Consider the following 17,616-nt stretch of genomic DNA (forward strand, 5'->3'; position numbering starts at 1 on the left):
CTGCTCAAGGGACTTGCCCGCGCGGGCCAGGAGGGTACCTACATCGACGTCTACGTCTGCGACCTCGATTTCGGCCTGTGGCGCGGCTTGCTCAACTGGTTCCGCCGGTTCGTCGTCGCGGCGACGCCGGCAACGGCAACGAGACCTGGCACACGGCGGTGTGCCGATGAGCAGCCTGTTCGGTGGCCCCCTCCGCCCGGCGAACATCCCGGGTGGGCGCAAGCGAGTCCTGGAGGACTACAACAAGTTCTGGCTCGGGGTGATCGGCCTGACGGTCATCGTCGTGATGGTCGCCGCCGTGGTGCTGGTCAGCATCCTGGACGTCGGCAAGAAGCAGTACACCGCCGAGTTCGCCCAGGCCGCCGCGATCAAATCCGGCAACGCCGTCACCATCGCGGGCATCAACGTCGGGGAAGTGCAGAACGTCGAGCTGGCCGGTGACCACGTGGTGGTGACCTTCAAAGCCGACAAGAACGTCCGGCTGGGCACCGAAACGCGTGCTGCCATCAAACTCACGACCATCTTGGGCTCGCGGTACCTGGAGATCAGCCCGGCGGGCGCCGGCCACCTCGCCGGCAACACCATCAAATTGAGTCATACCGAGGTGCCGTACGACTTGCAGAAGACGCTCGAAGGTGCGACCAGCACGCTGTCGCCTCTCGATGCGGACAAGATCGCCGAGTCGGTGCGCGTGATGAGTGGCAGCCTGCAGGGTGTGCCCGACGCCCTGCCAGAGGCGCTCACCAACCTGAACTCGCTGGCCGGGGTCATCCAGTCCCGCCGTGATCAGCTCGGCACCTTGATCACCAACGCCGACACCATCGCCGCGCTGTTGCATCGGCAGAAGGCGGATCTGGGCGCACTGGTGTTGCAGGGCAACCAGATTCTCGGCGAGATCACCACCCGGCGGGCCGCGATGCAGCGGTTGTTCGACGGAGTGACGCTGCTTGCCGACCGGGCCCACACATTGCTGGCCAACGAGCCGCAGCTCGACGCCTTGATCACCAACCTGCACGAATTCGCCAAGCTGCTCGCCGATCACGACGCCCTGGTCCGCAGCATCCTGCAGGTCGCGCCGATCACCGCGCGCAACATCGCCAACCTCACCGGTAGCGGCAACGGTGCCGACATCACGCTGCCCGCCGGCATCATGGTCGACTCCTGGATGTGCGCGATCAGCGGCCGGGCCCGCCAGTTCAACATCGTCGAGTACTTCAAGGACTGCAAATGAGTAAGCGTGCCTTGATGATCGGTGCGATCGTCGTCATCGCGATCGTCGCGCTCGTGACGACCGCGGCCGCCGTGGCGCCGCGGATGTGGCACCGCAACATCACCGTGACGGCGCATTTCCAGGATGCCGTCGGGTTGTATCCCGGCAACGCGGTGTCGGTCCTCGGCATGCAGGTCGGCAAGGTCGACTCGGTGGTCAACAAGGGTGGCTACATCGAGGTCACCATGGACATCGACAAGAAGATCCCGATCCCCAGCGACGTCACGGCCGCCACCGTCTCCGCCTCGATCCTCACCGACCGGCACGTCGAGCTGACCCCGCCCTACCGCGGTGGGAACAAGCTGCGCGACGGCGATCTGATCGCGTTGGGCCACACCAGGACTCCCGTCGAGTTCGACAAGACGCTGTCCATGATCGACAAACTGGGTACCGCTCTGAAGGGGAACCCCCAGGGCGGTGGGCCGCTGGGCGATCTGGTGGATCTGGGGTCCCGGATCAGCTCCGAGAACAGCACCCAGATCAAGTCGACGCTGACCAAGCTGTCGGAGGCCCTCAAGGTCGGACCCGACGGTGGTGCCAAGACAGAGAAGAACCTGCAGGAGATCATTCGCAGCGTCTCGGACCTGACCCAATCTGCGGCCGAAAACGATGACGCCGTGCGCAGATTCGGCAGCAACGTTCATCAGCTGAGCGACATCCTCGCCGACCAGAATCTCGGGTCGGGACGCACGGGAGCCAAAGCCAACGAGATCCTCGAAGAGGTCAGCGGGCTGCTGGAGCGTCACCGCGATCAACTCAAGGGTGCGTTCGCCGACTTGGACCCTGTGGTGCGGTCCCTCGCTGACAACAAGCGCGAGTTGGAAGAGACGCTGGACGTCCTGCCACTGACCCTGGACAACGTCTACAACGTGCTGGACCCGGTGGGTGGCAGTATCCGTGGCCACCTGGTGACCGACAAGTTGTTGGCCTACAACCAGCTGAACAAAGAACTCTGCAACCTGATGGGCCTCAAGCAATTGGGTTGTGCGACCGGCACATTGCAGGACTACGGCCCCGACTTCGGCCTGACATCGATGATGGATCTGATGGCCAACGGTATCGGACCGTCGGGTCAGGGGGAACCGCCGAAGCCTGGCGCACCGGCCACAGTTGCCCCCGCTCCGGCTGCGCCCGCTTCGGGAGGGCCGACGCGATGAGCATGAAATCGGTTGTGCGAGGAGCGCGCTGGGCGGGCGTTCTCGGCGGCGTCCTGCTGATGACCGGCTGCGCCGCGGGCCTGGACAGCGTGCCGTTGCCGTCACCCGGATCCAGGGGTGGAACCTACGACCTCAACGCGGTGTTCACCGACGCGCTGAATCTGCCGTCGAAGGCGAAAGTGCGGCTGTACGGCGCGGACATCGGTGAGGTCACGTCGATCGAGGCCGTGGACTTCACGGCCAAGGTGTCCATGCGGATCCGTCATGATGTACCGCTGCCGGCGGGCAGCACGGCCGAATTGCGTTCGGCCACACCGCTCGGCGACGTGTTCCTCCAGATTCGGCCGCCGGACGACAAGGCAGACAATGGTGCGTTGCTACGCAACGGCGACACCATCCCGCTGGCGTCGACGGCGGCGGCCCCGACGGTGGAGGAACTGCTCAACTCCCTGGCGATGCTGGTCAACGGCGGCGCCATCCGGGCCCTGACCACCGATGTCAACGGCGCCGGCCGCGTGGTCGGTGGACGCGGCGAGAAGCTGGCCGGGCTGATCTCGGAGACCAACCAGTTCCTGTCGAAGATGACGGCGCGGACAGCGCAGCTGGACGCGACGTTGCGCAGCACGTCGAACATGGCGGCCGAGGTCGCCCGGCATCAGCAGAGCATCGATACCGCGCTGTCCGCCGGTGCTCCCGCGCTGGCAGTCATCTCCGACAACACCACGCGGATCATGGACGTGGTGGACAACGTCGGCCGAATCACTCGGCAGCTGTCCAAGTTCCCGTCGATGCAGGGCACCGACACCCGGAGCGTCGCCGCCGATGTGAACAAGCTGTCGGCGGTGTTCAACGAGATCGCCATGGACCCGAACATCTCGCTGACCGCCTTCAACCGGCTGATCGGCATCCTGGTCAAAGCCACCAGTTCCACCGCCGTGCACGTGGAGGCGGAGATCTCGAAGATCGCGATCGGTGCGCTGCCCGACAAGAACTACGCGGGCGATCCGGGCATCCACGGACCCGACGGCACAGACTGGCACCTGATGATCGGCAGCCTGCGCTACGAGTGGAACATGCTGCTCGGCCGGATCTACGGATCGGACCGGACCCGATGAACGCGCTGAACAGCCTGGTGGCGTTCGTCATTCGCATCGTGAAGGCGGTGGCGAGCCGCAAGGTGGTGCTCGCGCTGTTCGGCCTGCTGGCCACTGCCGTGATCGCTTTCGGCTACATCGCGATCGACGGTCTGCGGTTCAACCCGTTCCACCGGACCATCGCCATCCGGATCATGCTGCCGGAATCCGGTGGGCTGCTGGCCAATCAGGACGTCACGTTGCGCGGCATCCCGATCGGTCACGTCGCGGCGGTCAACCTCACCCGCAGCGGTGTCGAGGCGGTGGCCTCGGTCGACTCGTCTGCCCACATCCCGACTGACAGCCCGGTGCGAGTCTCCGGCTTGTCGGCGGCGGGGGAGCAGTACCTGGACTTCCGGCCGGAGCACGGCGGCGGCCCGTATCTCACTGACGGCGCCGTCATCTCGGGCAAGCAGGCCAGCATCCCGGTGACCCTGCCGCACATCATCGATCACAGCCGCGGTGCACTGGCGCAGCTCGATGCCGACAGGCTCGGCAAGATGTTCAACGAGTTGCACGTCACCAAGGACGGCCCGCGCAAGCTCGCCGCGATCCTGGACGGCGCGAGTTTGTTGGCCAACACCGTGGATTCGGTGTTGCCGGAGACCGTGAGCATGATTCGCACGACCCGTGTCGTGTTCAGCACTGTCGCCGATGTGCGTCCGGGCCTGGCCGCCACCACGAACGACCTGACCAAGGTGCTCGACGGTGTGAACAAGATGGACGGCGGTTTCCGCACCCTGGTCGAGCGCGGTGAGCCGCAGCTGGCGACGCTGGACAACCTGATTGCCGACAACCGGCAGAACGTGGTGCAGATCCTCGGCAACCTGTCGACGACCTCGCAGGTGATCTACCAACGCATTCCGGGCCTCGAGTACATCTGGCGGCCTGACCGGGACCCGTTCATCGACCGGTTCGCGTCCGTCGTTCACGATGGCGGTGTCTGGGCGATCGGTGACATCTACCCGAAGTACCGGTGCGACTACAACCTGCCGCGGCACCCGCCGTCGGACGCGAGTTTCCCCGAGCCGTACAAGTACACCTACTGTGAGGATCAGGATCCATCGCTGTTGGTCCGCGGCGCGCGCAACGCGCCACGGCCTCCGGGTGACGACACTGCCGGTCCGCCGCCGGGCTATGACCCCCACGCGGTGACCGACAAGACGCCGCACTACCCGGGCTACACGATCGACACCCCGTACGGGGGTCCGTCGTACCCGATCCCGATGCCGAACTGACGGTCCACGAGACACGCGAGAAGTGATGAGTAAACGAACTGCCAGCGCCGACGTATTCGACCAGGTGCACGACACCGAAACCGAGGCGACCGAGCTGACGACTGCGGCTGAGACAACGGAAGTGACCGGGGCGGATGCCGCGGCCGAGTCCACGGAACCAGCTGCGGCGGCATCGAAGCGGCGGGTCGGTCTGGCCGCCGCGGTGTGCGCGCTGCTGTTCACGATTCTGGTGGCAGCACTGGGCTTCCTGGGCTGGCGGCAGTACGAGCAGTACCGCGTCAACACCGCGAGTGACGCGGCACTGCAGGCCGCCAAGGACTACGCCGTGGTCCTGACGACGCTGGACGCCAAGAACATCGACGAGAACTACCGCAAGTCCCTCGATGGCGCCACCGGCGAGTTCAAGGACGCCTACAGTCAGGGCGCCACGCAGCTGCGGCAGGTCCTGATCGACAACAAGGCCTCCGGAACCGGCATTGTCGTCGCGGCGGCGGTCAAGTCGGCGACGCCCGACAAGGTCGAGGTGCTGCTGTTCGTCGATCAGTCGATCACCAATGCGAACAACCCGAGCCCCCGCATCGACCGCAACCGCATCGACATGACCATGGAGAAGGTCGGCGACCGCTGGCTGGCCAGCAGGGTCGAAATCCTGTGACCGACAAGGAGAGCGAAGTCACCGACGCCGTCGTGGACGAGGCCCTCGAGGCCCAGTCATCCACGCCGGCGGATGCCGCCGAACCCAAAGCCCCGAAGACGTATGCCGTCCGGCGCAGCCTCTGCTGGGCCGTGGCCGTCGTGATCATCGCGCTGTCGGCCGCCGCCGGTACCGCGTGGGCCTTGGTCTATGCCCAGCATCAGCGCGATGCCGAGGCGGCGGAAGCCCTTGCGGCGGCACGCGGTTACGCGGTCATGTTGACGACCACCGACCAGAGCACGATCGACAAGAACTTCGCCGATGTGCTGGGCGGGGCGACGGGCGAGTTCAAGGATGCCTACAGCAAGGCCGCGGCGACCATGCGGAAGATGTTGATCGACAACAAGGTCTCCACGACGGGCGTGGTCGAGGACGGGGCGGTCAAGGACGTGCGTGGCGACGACGTCGACGTGCTGCTGTCGGTGAAGCAGGACGTTTCCAGCGCCGGGGTGAAAGAGAAGCGGACCGATTACGTCAGCGTGTCGATGACGATGCGCAAGGTGGGCGACAGGTGGCTGGCGGCCGAGGTGCTGCTTGCCGGAGCGGACGGTAAACGTGGCAAGTAGAGTCCGGGCGGCCCTGGCTGCCTTGGGTGCGACAGTTGTTGCTACGACGTCTTTCACGGCTGCACCGGCTGCCCACGCGGCTATCGACAGCTTCTGCGCGGGACTCGGCGCGGTGTGGGACGGTGGTGCGTGCACCGCGGTGGTCAAGTCTCAGCGCGAAGCGGAAATGCTTCTGACGCTGCGCGTTCCGGCCGAGCTGATCGACAACCCGACTGCCGGACCGGTATTGCGTGACTATTACACCCGGCTGTTCAACGGGTGGCGCGCGACCGGAAACACCACGCCGCGCGACAGCAGTGCGCGTGCGGACTACGAGATCATCCCGGGTCCCGGCGGGCTGCAGTCGGTGGTGGTGCACGAGACGTTCGAGCCCTTCGGTATCCAGGCCAACAACGCCTACCGATCATTCCTGTTCGACATGAACTCTGGCCGCCGGCTGTACCTACCGGACCTGTTCCGGCCGGGAGTCAATGCGAATCAGGCGGTTTCGGCCGCCGCTGCCCCGATCCTGCCGCCGGTCCTCGACGCGGCCGCACCGCCGCACGCACCGGGCACCTACCCGTTCACGGTGGAGGAATTCCAGCCCGACGGCGACGGCCCCGGGTACTCGGGCAACTACCGCGCATTCGCGCTCACCGGTGATTCCCTGCGCCTCTACATGCCGGACCAGCCGATGTCCCGCGAAAGCCCAAGTCCACGAGACCGTTTCAGCTGGTCAATGGACGGTGGCACCGTCGTGGCCAACGTCCCGCTGGCTGCGCTGGCGGGTCAGCTGAAGCCGCAGTACGGCGGCTGAGGTCCGGTCACACTCGGCCACCGTCCCGCGACGTGGTGGGCAGCGACGTCTGGAACACGAACACCTGACTGCCGATTCGAAGGGTGTCGCCATCGTGGAGCTCGGCCGTGGCGCGGATTCGCTCTCCGTTGACATGGACTCCGTTGGCAGACCCGAGGTCGGTGATGATGTGGGTGGTGTCGGCGTTGTTGATGACGGCGTGGTGCCGGCTCACCTTGTCGTCGGCCAAGACAAGGTCATTGTCCGGGCTGCGTCCGATGCGGGTGGCCGAACCCCTGAGCCGATGAAGGTGATCGTGCACGTCGCGCAGGGCTGCGGTGACGGGGCTGATCAGGGTGGTCACACCGGGTTCGAAAGCGATGACCGTTTGGGCCGCGGCCTGGGCATTGCGCTGTACGTCGAGCGGCTCCTGGCGCAGAATCTGTTCGTACAGCGTGCGCAGCGCCGGCGCGGGGTCTATGCCGAGGTCATCTGACAACGTTGTCTTGAGCCGGTGATATGTGTCGAGCGCATCGGATTGGCGGTCGGTGAGGTAGTACGCCGTCATCAGTTGAGCCCAGAGCGGTTCACGGTAGGGATGTTCCCCGACCAGGCTTTCGAGCTCCCGAACGATGGTATGGGCTCGGCCACAGGCGATCTCGGCGTGGGCCCGCGCCGTCTGGGCGAGGACTTTGTCCTCGGCCAGCTCGTTGCGCAGCACATCGGTGAAGGCGAAGTCGCGCAGGTCGTCGAGGACGGGGCCGCGCCACTGAGCCAGCGCGGTGGTGAGGTGTGTGCTGGCCGCTTCGAAACGTCCAGCGGCCACGGCGTTGATCCCCGCTTGCTGCTCCGTGGCGAACCGCGCCAGATCACTTTGCTCGGTGGTGATTTCGAGTCGGTAGCCATTGGGTGCGGTGGCCACGACGGCGTGGGCATCGACGCCCGCCTCGGTGATGAGGCGGCGCAGATTCGACACATAGGCACTCACCGAGATGCGTGCGGCGGCCGGCGGTTCGCCGTCCCAGATCGCTGTGATCAAGTCCGCGGCACTGACGGCGCGGTTGGCGTTCGCGACCAGCATGGCAAGTACCGCGCGCTGTTTCGGCGTACCGACCTGAATCGGTGCTGACCCGACGTTCACCTGCAGCGGACCCAGCACTCCGAACTGGATGTCGCGTTCGGTTCCAGCACACTGAGGTCCGGGCGCCATCGGTGTCTGGCGGCCCATCAATCGCTCCCCGCCCGGCCGAACCTGTCCAATCGCACGGGTAGAGCGTTTCACACCCGGTCGGCCCGAGCCGGTCGAATCGTCCGGGCTAGAGGTGGCGCGCGATGAGATCCTTCATGACCTCGTTGGCACCGGCATAGATCCGTGAGATCCGACTGTCGACGAACAGGCGGGAGATGGGGTATTCCTCCATGTAGCCATAGCCGCCATGTAGTTGCAGGCAGCGGTCGACGATTTGTGTCTGTTGGTCGGAGCACCAGAGTTTGACCTGCGCGGCGCGTTTGACGTCGAGCTCGCCGCGGAGGTGACGCTGAATCGCATCGTCGACGAACGTGCGCATGACGTCGATCACGGTGGCGATCTCGGCCAGTTCGAAACGGGTGTTCTGCAGGGCGAAGAGCGGTTTCCCGAACACGTGGCGCTCCTTGACGTACGCCAGCGTGTGGTCGTATGCGGCTTCGACAGCGCCCAGCGCGGCGACACCCACGATCAGCCGCTCCTGCGGCAACTGTTGCATCAGCTGGACGAAGCCACGACCTTCGACGCCACCGAGCAGATTCTCCGCGGGGACGCGAAGTTCATCGAAGAACAGTTCGGTGGTGTCCTGCCCTTTCTGGCCGATCTTCTTCAGCTTGCGGCCGCGCTGGAATCCCGGGGTGTCGTCGCGAACCTCGGCGGCGAACAGCGACAATCCGGCCGCACCCTGTTGCGGATCGGTCTTGGCCGCGATGATGATGAGGTCGCATGTCGCACCGTTCGAGATGAACGTCTTGGCGCCGGAGATCACGTACTCGTCTCCCACACGAACGGCCCGTGTCGAGATGGCCTGGAGATCCGACCCGGTACCGGGCTCGGTCATGGCGATCGCGCCGATCCATTCACCGGAAGCGAGTTTGGGCAGCCAGCGCTGCTTCTGTTCGGGCGCGGCGTAGGCGTTCAGGTAATGCGGGACGATGCCTGCGTGCACGCCCAACTGCATGGACAGATCACCGGCATAGGCCTGCTCCCGGAACAGCACCGCCTCGTGCGCGAAAGTCGCACCACCGCCACCGAATTCCTCCGGGATCGACATCAGTAGCAACCCGAGGTCGCCGGCACGGCGATACAACGCACGGTCGGGCTCGCCGGCGGCGGCGAATTCCTCGTGACGCGGGGCGACTTCCTTGGTGAAGAAGTCGCGGGCCAAACCGGACAGGTCGGCGAGTTCGGTCGTCGATGCGTGGGTCACTGTCTTGTTCCTCTCGTTCAACGCGCGTACAGCGCGTCGATCTGTGCGGCGTATTTTTCGGCGATGGGTGCGCGGCGCAGCTTCAGCGTCGGCGTCAGCTCATCGCCGCCGGGAATCCAATACTGCGGCAGGACTTTCCAGCTCCGAATCTGCTCCACCCGGGACAGCCGGGTATTCGCCGCCTCCACCGCTTCCGACACCGCCCGCTGTGTCGCCTCGTGTTCGACCATCTCGTCCACGGTGGTGCCGCCGAAGCCATGTCGGGAGGCGAAATCAGCGGCCGCATCGGGGTCGAGCGTGATCAGCGCCGCGATGTGCGGACGGTTGTCACCAATGGCGGCGACAGCGCCGATCAGCGGGCTGGCCGCTTTGAGTGCGCCCTCGATGTTGCTGGGGGACATGTTCTTTCCGCCGGAGTTGATGATCAACTCCTTCTTGCGGTCGACGATACGCAGGTACCCGTCGGCGTCGAGCGAGCCGACGTCGCCCGTGTGGATCCAGCCGTCGGCATCGAGGATTTCCGCGGTGCGACCGGGATCGCGGTGGTAGCCGCGCATCACCCCACATCCGCGGACCAGAATCTCGCCGTCGGTGGCCAGTTTGATCTGTGTGCCGGGGATCGCCTTACCCACCGTGCCGAGCTTGAGCCGGTCTCTGGGATTGACGGTCGTGACCGCGGAGGTCTCCGACATGCCCCAGGCCTCCGACACGGGAACACCGATCGCAAGCATGAACTCGAGTACGGAAACATCGATGGGTGCGGCGCCCGACACCGCAGCGCTCAGTTGATCCATTCCGAGGCGCGCGCGAATCTTGGACAACACCAACGCGTCTGCCGCAGCGGCGGCTGCTTCGTCGAGCAGTCCCAACCGGCCGCCCGACAGGGTGGCCCCCGCCTTCTTCTTGCCGGCTGCCAGGGCCCATCGCGCGAGCGCGCCCGCCGGTCCGGTCTGCTCGGCGGTGAGTGTCTCGACACGAGCCCGAATCTTGTACCAGAGCATCGGTACCGCGACGAAGAACGTCGGGTGCACGCGGCCCAGGACGTCGATCAGTGTCTTCGGGTCGTCGACGTCGGTGACCGTGATACCGAAGTACATCGGCGCGTACTGGCCGATCCAGCGATTGATCAGGTGCGCGTCCGGCAGGTAGGACAGCACTCGACCCCCGCTGAGATCGCCGACCACATTCGGGATCACCTCGAGCTGGTACAGCAGGTTGCCGTGCGTCAGCTCGACGCCTTTGGGATGCCCTGTGGTTCCGCTGGTGTAGATGAGGGTCAGGATGTCGTCGCGCTGAACGGCCTTCCAAACCGCGTCGAAATCGAAATCTTCGGCGCCCCCGGCAGTTACCTCGTCGAGGGTGAGCACGCCGCGGCTCGACTCGTCGACGGAGATGACGTGGCGCACGTCGGTGCCGGATGAGGCGGCGAGCACCTTCTCCAGATATTGCGCCTCACTGACCACGACGGTCGGCTGAGCGTTCTCGAACAGGTACGTGATCTGCGCCGTGGCACTGGTGTTGTACACCGAAAAGCCCACCGCACCGAGATGCATCACCGCGGCATCGACAATGTGGAACTCGGCGCGATTGGTGAGCATCATCGCCACCACGTCGCCGCGCCGCACGCCCAACGCGGCCAGACCCGCGGCCACCCGTCGAACTTGATCGCCGTACTGCGACCAGGTCAACGCCACTGTGCCGTCGGCGCGGCAGATCGCCGCTGTGTCACCGAGCTCGGCAACGCGGCGTTGGAAATGCGCACACAGACTTTCGCTCATCACAACCCTTTCGCAGCGTGCCGTGCGGGTTCGGACCGAGGTAGGGCCGCAACGGCTCAGGCTGAAACAGTAGAACATATTGCGTATGATTGTTTCAATCGGGCGACGTTGGTGTTGTCGCCCTCCTCCCTGGTGGAAATACCGCGCTACGCGAAATGCTTTGCCCAACAGAAAGAGAGCCGTGATGTTGGCCACCCGACGTCAACCCAACGGCGCGTGCTGCCCGGGGAGTCCGACTGCCACCGACAGTCCGAGCGCCACCGGTCGCGACCGGACGACGACCACCGACCGTGGTGATCACGCCCGCACGGCGATCTTGACGGCACTGCGCGCATTACTGGATCAGAACCCGATTTCCGAGGTTTCGGTGCAGGCGATCACTCGGCAGGCCGGCGTCACGCGAACTGCGTTCTACTTCTACTTCGAATCCAAGTACTCCGCCCTGGCGGAACTGCTTCATGGACGTACGACTGCAGCGATGCTCGATCAGTCGTTCGCGTTGCGGACACCGGGGGAGTCCACGCCGGCACTGATCGCACGTGTCATCGCCGGTATCCGTGCGGCCCTGGCCGCTGACGACCCCGTGTGGGCCTCGTGTCGCGCATCGGCAGGCTATGAACCGGAGATCGCCGAGATCGTCGCGGCCGTGGAGGACGCGATCACTTGCCGCATCGTGGCTTTGGTGTCGGCCGAGGTGCATCGAGGCGCCCAACCGATCTCGACCGACCTCGTTGCGCTGGTACGTGTCCTGACCACCGCGACGGTCGCCGGCTGCGCGCCCGCGCGCGTCGCTGCGCAGCCTGACCACCTCGATCGCACTACCGATGCAGTGGCGGCATTGTGGCGGAACGCGTTGTGGCCCAACTAGTTGGAGAAGTTCTCTGGCTCACCGCTACCTGCCGCCCATCGCTGTCGTCCACAGCTCGCGGCCAAAGTCTGACAGACGCAGGCTGAGCTTCTCCACTCGAGCGGACTGCCGCGCCTGCTGCGCGTCGGCGATGGCGCGCATGACGCTTGGTTCGGCCATGAGCACCTCGTAGCCGGGCTCGGATCCATCTGTCTGGGGTCCGATTTCAACCAGCCCGAGCCGCAACAGGTTGGCTACGTAGGTCGGCGCCATGGCCGGCAGCCCCACGCCTGCAGTGCGGCCGATCAGCGACGTATTGGTCAGGACTGCTCGAGGCATGGACCACCACCGAGCCTGCGAATAGACATTCACAAGGGGAGACGTGGTGCCGTCCGACAGTGCACGGAGAATCCTCGCCTCGTCGGCAACAAGCTGGTCGACGATGCGGTCGTAGACCTCCAGCTGCGTCTCGCACGTGCTCTGCTCAAGCGAGCGATCCAACAACCTGGCCATTTTGGTGCGCAGGCCGTGCACGTCGGAGGTGGTGACCATCGTTTCATCTCTTTTCTGGAGGCGGTTCTTTCGGCTGGTGCTGGTCGGTGCTCTGGCTTCCGCTGCGAGACAGCGTGTCAGCGCTCTAGTTGCCGGATGATGGCGGCTACCGTCGGATTCGCCGCGAGTTGCTGGTCGAGGATCACGTTGATGACACCGCGCAGCCAGGCGTAGGGAATCCATGCGCGCGGAACGGTGCTACTGGCTCTGCGCCGGCCGACTGCGTCGACGATACTTGCGGCAGCGTGTCCGGCGTCGATGCGCTTGTTCAACGGCCAGGGCAACAGTTCGCCGATGCGTTGGCCCATCGGATCGTCGTCGAGTGTGGTCCGCGCCAGCTCGGTGTCGACGATGCCGAAGTAGGAGATACCGACAGTCACCTGATGCGCCGCCAGCTCGATCCGCAACGCCCGCCCGAGCTGTTCGACCCCGGCCTTGCTGATCATGTACGCCGCACCGCCCATCCCTGGTGCGAACGCGGCGCACGATCCGATGAGCTGAATGTGCCCGCGACTGGAGATGATGTGCTCGGTTGTCGCACGCACCGTGTGTACCGCACCGAGCAGATTGATGTCGATAACCCGTTGGAACGCATCGGGTTCGATGGTGCGCAGAGTGGCCGGCGGCGGTGTGACGCCGGCGTTGGCGACCACCACATCGATGCGCCCCCAGGTGTGCACCGCCTGGTCGGCCGCGGCGGTCAACGCCTCGGCATCGCGCACATCAGCCACGATGCCGATGGTGTCGTTCCCCAACTGTGCCCGGGCTTTCCCGAGTTTCCCTGCATCGACGTCGATGAGGACCACTCGCGAACCTGCCGCCACGAAACGGGAGGCGGCTTCGAACCCGATGCCCTGTGCCGCGCCGGTGATGAAAACCACTGCGCCAGAAAGGGGCATCGCCGCACGTGCGGTCATCGTCCGACCACCAACTCGGCGTCAGCGGACTCGGACGGCACGGTCGCGTAGCGGATATCGAACTCCGCGAGCCGAATTCGGCGCATTTGGTGCCGGAATGTGAAGACGAAGCCAGGCCAGAAGGTGAAATTGCGGCCGGATGGACTCAAGTAGTAACTCTGACAACCGCCGGAGTTCCACACCGAGTCGGCAAGACGCCGGTCGACGTGTGCGACAAAGTTGTCGAGGGTGTCGTCCGAGACTTCGATACTGCGGATCTGGCGGCGCCGCATCTGCGCGATGGCGTCGAGGACGAAGTCGAGCTGCGCTTCGATCGTCACGATCTGCGACGTGTACACCACAGAGTTCGGGCCGAGGATCATGAACAGATTCGGAAAGCCCGGAATGACGGTGCCCAAGTGCGCCTTCATCTCTCCGCCGGCCCACACCTCCGCGAGGCTGCGACCATCTCGGCCGTGAATCCGGGTGAAGCCTTCGTTGTGGGCCAGTTTGAACCCGGTTCCGAAAACGATGGCGTCGAGGCGATGGTGGCGCCCGTCGGCGGTTTCGATCCCGTCTCTGGTGACCCGCCGGATCGCGGCGGTTTCCACGACGGCGTTGTCCGCTGCCAGTGCGGGAAAATAGGTGTTGGAGAACGTCGGTCGTTTGCATCCGAACGCATACCGCGGAGTCAGCTTTTCTCGGAGGTTCTCATCGCGGACCTGCCTGCGGAGATGCCACCTGCCGACGGCCGCCATCGGCTGGAGCAGCGCCGGCAGATGGACCAGACCGGGCACCATCGCTTCCTGGACCAAGCTGACCGCCGAACGGGCTGCGCGCTGGACGAGCGGGGCCGTGCGGAACACCGAACGCACCGCGGGCCCGACCGGGCGGTCCGGATGCGGCAGGATCCACGTCGGGGTCCGTTGGAACACAACCAGTTCGGCGGCGTCAGGCTGAATCCGCGGGATGAACTGCACGGCCGAAGCGCCGGTGCCGATGACACCGACCGCCTTTCCGCGCAGGTCGACGTCATGGCGCCACTCCGCCGAGTGAAAGGCCGGGCCCGAGAAATCTTCGAGGCCCGGAAGATTCGGAATCGACGGCTCACTGAATGGTCCGGTGGCAAGAACCATCACGGTGGCAGTGAAATGTTGACCGCCTGCGGTGATCTGCCACACCTGGGCCAGGTCGTCCCATGAGGCGTCGGTGACGTCGTGCCCGAGCCGAATGTGCGACCGGATGCCGCTGTCATCGACACATCTTTCGATGTAGGCCTTCAGTTCTCGCTGGAGCGGATACAGGCGCGTCCAGTCCGGGTTCGGGGCAAACGAGTACGAATACAGCACCGACGGGATGTCGCACTGCGCTCCCGGATAAGTGTTCGCCTGCCAGGTTCCGCCGATCTCGGTGGCCCGCTCGAATACGAGAAAGTCGTTGTCGCCGGAATCCTTGAGTCGCATCGCCGCGCCGATCCCGCCGAAGCCGGCACCGATGATCGCGGTATGGACATGTGTGGGAGTGGGTTTGGTCATGGGTGTGTCCTTGGTGAGTGCAGGTGGCTGACTAGAGCGCGACGGAGATCGAGTCACCCTGGGCGCGGGAAACGCAGATCATCATCGAGTCGGCATGCTGGTCGGGGGTCAGCACCCGATCTCGGTGCTCGACGACCCCGTCCACCAGTCGCACGCGGCAAGCCCCGCAGAAACCTTGCTGACACGAGTACTGCACGTCGGGTTTGACACGGCGGATCGCAGCGAGGGCCGACTCGTCGGCGGCGACGTCGACAGCGAGCCCCGATTCGGTGAGCTGCACGGTGAATGCTCTGCCGTCGACGATCGGTGCGGCGGTGAAACGTTCGCTGTGGAACTCTGCGGGACGGCCCGGCGCGGTCGCGGCGGTGGCGACCTCGCGAGCCCGTTCGATCATCGCGGGAGGGCCACACACATAGAACGCCGCGCGGGATGAAGCGGTCGTACACAATTCGGCCAGATCCGGTGCGCCGTACTGGTCGTCGGGCCGGATGAGCACCCGGTCGGGCCCGAGGGCGGTGAGCTCGTCGATGAAGGGCATCGATGCGCGCGAACGCCCGGTGTACACCAGGCGCCAGGGGGCGGGGCCGGATGCCGCCGCACGCACCATCGGCAGGATCGGCGTGATGCCGATCCCGCCGGCGATGAACACGTACTCATCGGCGGGGGCCAGGCTGAACGCGTTGCGGGGTCCCCGGATGCGCAGCGTGTCGCCGACCCGGACGCGGTGCAGCTCGGCCGAACCCGCGCCGTCGGGGATGCGCCGCACGGCGATTCGATAGTGGAGGGGATCGAATTGGTCACCGATCAGCGAGTAGTGCCGTTGCCGGCCGGTCGGGGTGAACACATCGATGTGCGCGCCCGGCGTCCAGCGGGGGAGCGGTGAACGGTCGGCCCGGCTCAAGGTGAGGCTGACGACGTCGTCGGCTACGCGTTCCGCCGCAACGACTTCGAGCCGCGCGTCGTATCCGGCCCGGCGTACCGGGCGGGGCGGCGACAAGCGGTCTGCGATGCGGCTCTCGGTGAACAACCGCGAATAGCCGCGGGCCAACTGCCCCATGGCCCTGAGCGCGGGCGTCGGGTCATCGACAGATGTGGGTTGGTCGAGGAGCTCGTTCATACGTGCGCCGCCTGCGCCGCGGGTGATACCGCCAGGTACCGCACTGCCTTGCTGATGTCGCCCATCGTCGACGGGTGAAAACCCGGTCGTAGATAGAAGTACATCTGCGAGAACAGGAAGGACACTCCCGGCACCAATCCATGATGGGCGGCGCGGATGTACTCGAAGGGCCACGGACGACGACGCTGCACCGTCGCGTCGTTGCGGTACAGATGCGATGCCGTCGAAAACCAAAGCAGTGCAAGGCCCGAACATGCGATGAGGGCCGTGCGCGCGCGGCGGGCGTAGCCGCCGTCGACGTACTGGTAGGCATCGAACGCGACATTGCGATGCTCGAGTTCCTCGGCGCCGTGCCAGCGCAGCAGGTCCAGCATCGTCGGGTCGATGCCGGCGCGATCGAAGGCCTCGTTGTCCAACAGCCATTCGCCGATGACGGCGGTGAAATGCTCTGCCGCCGCGTAGACCCCGAGGCGCTCGCTCAGCCACGCCTTGCGTGCGGGGCCGGTGATCCCGTGGTCACCGAAAATCTTCTCTACCGCGAAGTCGATGCGGCGCAGGACCACACCGACGTCGACACCGTGTGCGCGCAGGTAGTTGCGGAAGCCCTCGTGCGAGGCCGCGTGCGTCGCCTCCTGTCCGACGAATCCGATGACTTCCTCTTTGAGGCGCTCGTCGTCGATGTATGGCAGGGCCTGGCCGAAGACGTCGGCCATGGCCCGCTCGCCTTCAGGCAGGACCAGGTGCATCACGTTCCAGAAATGCGTGGCATAGGCCTCGCCCGGGATGTACTCCAACGGGACGCCGGACCAATCGAAGTGGACGTGGCGGGCGTTGATCGCCAGTGCCTCGTCGTTGTACTCGCGCACCACTCGTCCCGGTTTCTTGCTCGCCATCACACGCCTTCCTCGGCTCTGAGTCCTTCGTGCTACAGTGAAACACAATACATACAATTGTTTCAATGTTGCAGCGTCGACTATGGTCGGGTGCGTGCACACCGATCTGTTCGCGCTCGACACGGCCCGTGATGAGGGTGTCGAAGAGATCCTCGACGCCGCGTTGGACGTCTTCGCCAAGATCGGGATTCGGCGGGCGACCGTCGATGAAATCGCCCAACGCGCGGGGCTCGGCCGAGTCACGATCTATCGACGGGTCGGCGGGAAGAACGAGATTGTCTCGGCGGTGCTCATCCGGGAATCGCAGAAGCTGTTCGAAGCGGTGCGCGCCGCGGCGGCGCGCACAGACAATTTCGCGGATCGCGTGGTCCACAGTTTTGCCACGACGATCGAGACGGTGCGCACGAATGCGGTCTGGAACCGGCTTCTGGACATCGAGCCCGACACCGTGCTGCCGCGGCTGACCCTCGAAGCCTCACCGCTGCTGGCCGGGGCCGTCGCGGCGACCGCCGAAGTGCTCCGCGGCCCGGACGTGGCGGCAGTCCCGGAACCCGAGCTGCTCGCACGAGCCGAAATCCTTGTTCGCATCACCCATTCGATCCTGCTCACGCCTGCGGTGCTGGCGCCACTGGAGACCTATGCGCAGGTCGAACAATTCGCCCGGCAGAATCTCCTGCCGATCGCGTCAACGCCGAAACCGTAGTGCCGC

At 65.4% G+C, this 17,616-nt stretch carries 17 protein-coding genes; 9 read left to right on the forward strand and 8 right to left on the reverse strand.

The genetic code is table 11. The annotated features are described in order from the left end of the window. The first annotated feature begins 286 nt into the window (after window positions 1-286). From G6N46_RS27560 to G6N46_RS27590, 7 genes are read left to right on the forward strand one after another with little or no spacing between them, the layout of a single operon-like run. The gene (locus tag G6N46_RS27560) at window positions 287-1,231 is read left to right on the forward strand and encodes an MCE family protein (protein ID WP_234880730.1); all 945 of its coding nucleotides are present in this window, start codon (window positions 287-289) and stop codon (window positions 1,229-1,231) included. Further along, a complete protein-coding gene (locus tag G6N46_RS27565) occupies window positions 1,228-2,427 on the forward strand; it encodes an MCE family protein (protein WP_138249998.1) in 1,200 nt (399 codons plus the stop codon). The genes G6N46_RS27560 and G6N46_RS27565 overlap by 4 nt, the downstream gene beginning before the upstream one ends. Next, window positions 2,424-3,542, forward strand: coding sequence for an MlaD family protein (locus G6N46_RS27570; protein ID WP_234880720.1), 1,119 nt, complete (start codon window positions 2,424-2,426; stop codon window positions 3,540-3,542). The genes G6N46_RS27565 and G6N46_RS27570 overlap by 4 nt, the downstream gene beginning before the upstream one ends. Continuing rightward, window positions 3,539-4,798, forward strand: a complete 1,260-nt coding sequence (locus G6N46_RS27575) for an MlaD family protein (RefSeq protein WP_138249997.1) — start codon at window positions 3,539-3,541, stop codon at window positions 4,796-4,798. The genes G6N46_RS27570 and G6N46_RS27575 overlap by 4 nt, the downstream gene beginning before the upstream one ends. A 25-nt stretch (window positions 4,799-4,823) precedes the next feature. Then, the gene (locus G6N46_RS27580; protein WP_138249996.1) at window positions 4,824-5,453 is read left to right on the forward strand and encodes an Rv1363c family protein; all 630 of its coding nucleotides are present in this window, start codon (window positions 4,824-4,826) and stop codon (window positions 5,451-5,453) included. Next, window positions 5,450-6,058 carry an Rv1363c family protein gene (locus tag G6N46_RS27585; protein ID WP_138249995.1) on the forward strand — a complete coding sequence of 203 codons (609 nt, stop codon included), beginning with the start codon at window positions 5,450-5,452 and terminating at the stop codon, window positions 6,056-6,058. The genes G6N46_RS27580 and G6N46_RS27585 overlap by 4 nt, the downstream gene beginning before the upstream one ends. Continuing rightward, complete coding sequence (locus G6N46_RS27590; RefSeq protein WP_234785628.1) at window positions 6,048-6,854, forward strand: hypothetical protein; 807 nt, start codon at window positions 6,048-6,050, stop codon at window positions 6,852-6,854. Before G6N46_RS27585 ends, G6N46_RS27590 begins: the two co-directional genes overlap by 11 nt. 7 nt (window positions 6,855-6,861) lie before the next feature. Here G6N46_RS27590 and G6N46_RS27595 read toward each other — a convergent pair whose 3' ends face one another. From G6N46_RS27595 to G6N46_RS27605, 3 genes are all read right to left on the reverse strand, one after another. Beyond that, window positions 6,862-8,061, reverse strand: coding sequence for a BTAD domain-containing putative transcriptional regulator (locus G6N46_RS27595; RefSeq protein ID WP_138249994.1), 1,200 nt, complete (start codon window positions 8,059-8,061; stop codon window positions 6,862-6,864). Window positions 8,062-8,149: 88 nt separating this feature from the next. After that, window positions 8,150-9,289: an acyl-CoA dehydrogenase family protein gene (locus G6N46_RS27600; protein WP_138249993.1), complete on the reverse strand. Its 1,140-nt coding sequence runs from the start codon at window positions 9,287-9,289 to the stop codon at window positions 8,150-8,152. A gap of 17 nt (window positions 9,290-9,306) precedes the next feature. Continuing rightward, the gene (locus tag G6N46_RS27605; RefSeq protein ID WP_138249992.1) at window positions 9,307-11,067 is read right to left on the reverse strand and encodes an AMP-dependent synthetase/ligase; all 1,761 of its coding nucleotides are present in this window, start codon (window positions 11,065-11,067) and stop codon (window positions 9,307-9,309) included. 184 nt (window positions 11,068-11,251) lie between these two features. On the opposite strand from G6N46_RS27605, the gene G6N46_RS27610 reads away from it, so the two are divergent. Beyond that, entirely contained in the window at window positions 11,252-11,935 is a 684-nt protein-coding gene (locus G6N46_RS27610) for a TetR/AcrR family transcriptional regulator (protein ID WP_163693063.1), read from the forward strand. A gap of 24 nt (window positions 11,936-11,959) precedes the next feature. Here the strand turns inward: G6N46_RS27610 and G6N46_RS27615 are convergent, their stop codons facing one another. From G6N46_RS27615 to G6N46_RS27635, 5 genes are all read right to left on the reverse strand, one after another. Beyond that, window positions 11,960-12,466, reverse strand: coding sequence for an Abi-alpha family protein (locus G6N46_RS27615; RefSeq protein ID WP_138249990.1), 507 nt, complete (start codon window positions 12,464-12,466; stop codon window positions 11,960-11,962). A gap of 77 nt (window positions 12,467-12,543) precedes the next feature. Beyond that, window positions 12,544-13,383 carry a short-chain dehydrogenase/reductase gene (locus tag G6N46_RS27620; RefSeq protein WP_234880719.1) on the reverse strand — a complete coding sequence of 280 codons (840 nt, stop codon included), beginning with the start codon at window positions 13,381-13,383 and terminating at the stop codon, window positions 12,544-12,546. Continuing rightward, on the reverse strand, window positions 13,380-14,897 hold the full coding sequence (locus G6N46_RS27625; RefSeq protein ID WP_138249989.1) for a flavin-containing monooxygenase: 1,518 nt from the start codon (window positions 14,895-14,897) through the stop codon (window positions 13,380-13,382). The genes G6N46_RS27620 and G6N46_RS27625 overlap by 4 nt, the downstream gene beginning before the upstream one ends. A 31-nt stretch (window positions 14,898-14,928) precedes the next feature. Then, entirely contained in the window at window positions 14,929-16,014 is a 1,086-nt protein-coding gene (locus G6N46_RS27630; protein WP_064859921.1) for a PDR/VanB family oxidoreductase, read from the reverse strand. Further along, window positions 16,011-16,907, reverse strand: a complete 897-nt coding sequence (locus G6N46_RS27635) for a metal-dependent hydrolase (RefSeq protein WP_082762359.1) — start codon at window positions 16,905-16,907, stop codon at window positions 16,011-16,013. Before G6N46_RS27635 ends, G6N46_RS27630 begins: the two co-directional genes overlap by 4 nt. A gap of 94 nt (window positions 16,908-17,001) precedes the next feature. Here G6N46_RS27635 and G6N46_RS27640 point away from each other — a divergent pair, with 94 nt between their 5' ends. Beyond that, window positions 17,002-17,610, forward strand: a complete 609-nt coding sequence (locus tag G6N46_RS27640; RefSeq protein WP_138249988.1) for a TetR/AcrR family transcriptional regulator — start codon at window positions 17,002-17,004, stop codon at window positions 17,608-17,610. The last annotated feature ends 6 nt before the right edge of the window (window positions 17,611-17,616 follow it).

Source organism: Mycolicibacterium phocaicum (assembly GCF_010731115.1).
GTDB classification, from domain to species: Bacteria; Actinomycetota; Actinomycetes; order Mycobacteriales; family Mycobacteriaceae; genus Mycobacterium; species Mycobacterium phocaicum.

Bases quoted from the DNA above. Each gene is read 5' to 3' on its own strand.
- G6N46_RS27595 (WP_138249994.1), bottom strand. From the start codon at position 8,061: ATGGGCCGCCAGACACCGATGGCGCCCGGACCTCAGTGTGCTGGAACC.
- G6N46_RS27615 (WP_138249990.1), bottom strand. From the start codon at position 12,466: ATGGTCACCACCTCCGACGTGCACGGCCTGCGCACCAAAATGGCCAGG.
- G6N46_RS27605 (WP_138249992.1), bottom strand. From the start codon at position 11,067: ATGAGCGAAAGTCTGTGTGCGCATTTCCAACGCCGCGTTGCCGAGCTC.
- G6N46_RS27560 (WP_234880730.1), top strand. From the start codon at position 287: ATGGTCGCCGCCGTGGTGCTGGTCAGCATCCTGGACGTCGGCAAGAAG.
- G6N46_RS27620 (WP_234880719.1), bottom strand. From the start codon at position 13,383: ATGACCGCACGTGCGGCGATGCCCCTTTCTGGCGCAGTGGTTTTCATC.
- G6N46_RS27610 (WP_163693063.1), top strand. From the start codon at position 11,252: ATGTTGGCCACCCGACGTCAACCCAACGGCGCGTGCTGCCCGGGGAGT.
- G6N46_RS27580 (WP_138249996.1), top strand. From the start codon at position 4,824: ATGAGTAAACGAACTGCCAGCGCCGACGTATTCGACCAGGTGCACGAC.
- G6N46_RS27575 (WP_138249997.1), top strand. From the start codon at position 3,539: ATGAACGCGCTGAACAGCCTGGTGGCGTTCGTCATTCGCATCGTGAAG.
- G6N46_RS27625 (WP_138249989.1), bottom strand. From the start codon at position 14,897: ATGACCAAACCCACTCCCACACATGTCCATACCGCGATCATCGGTGCC.
- G6N46_RS27570 (WP_234880720.1), top strand. From the start codon at position 2,424: ATGAGCATGAAATCGGTTGTGCGAGGAGCGCGCTGGGCGGGCGTTCTC.
- G6N46_RS27565 (WP_138249998.1), top strand. From the start codon at position 1,228: ATGAGTAAGCGTGCCTTGATGATCGGTGCGATCGTCGTCATCGCGATC.
- G6N46_RS27635 (WP_082762359.1), bottom strand. From the start codon at position 16,907: ATGGCGAGCAAGAAACCGGGACGAGTGGTGCGCGAGTACAACGACGAG.
- G6N46_RS27630 (WP_064859921.1), bottom strand. From the start codon at position 16,014: ATGAACGAGCTCCTCGACCAACCCACATCTGTCGATGACCCGACGCCC.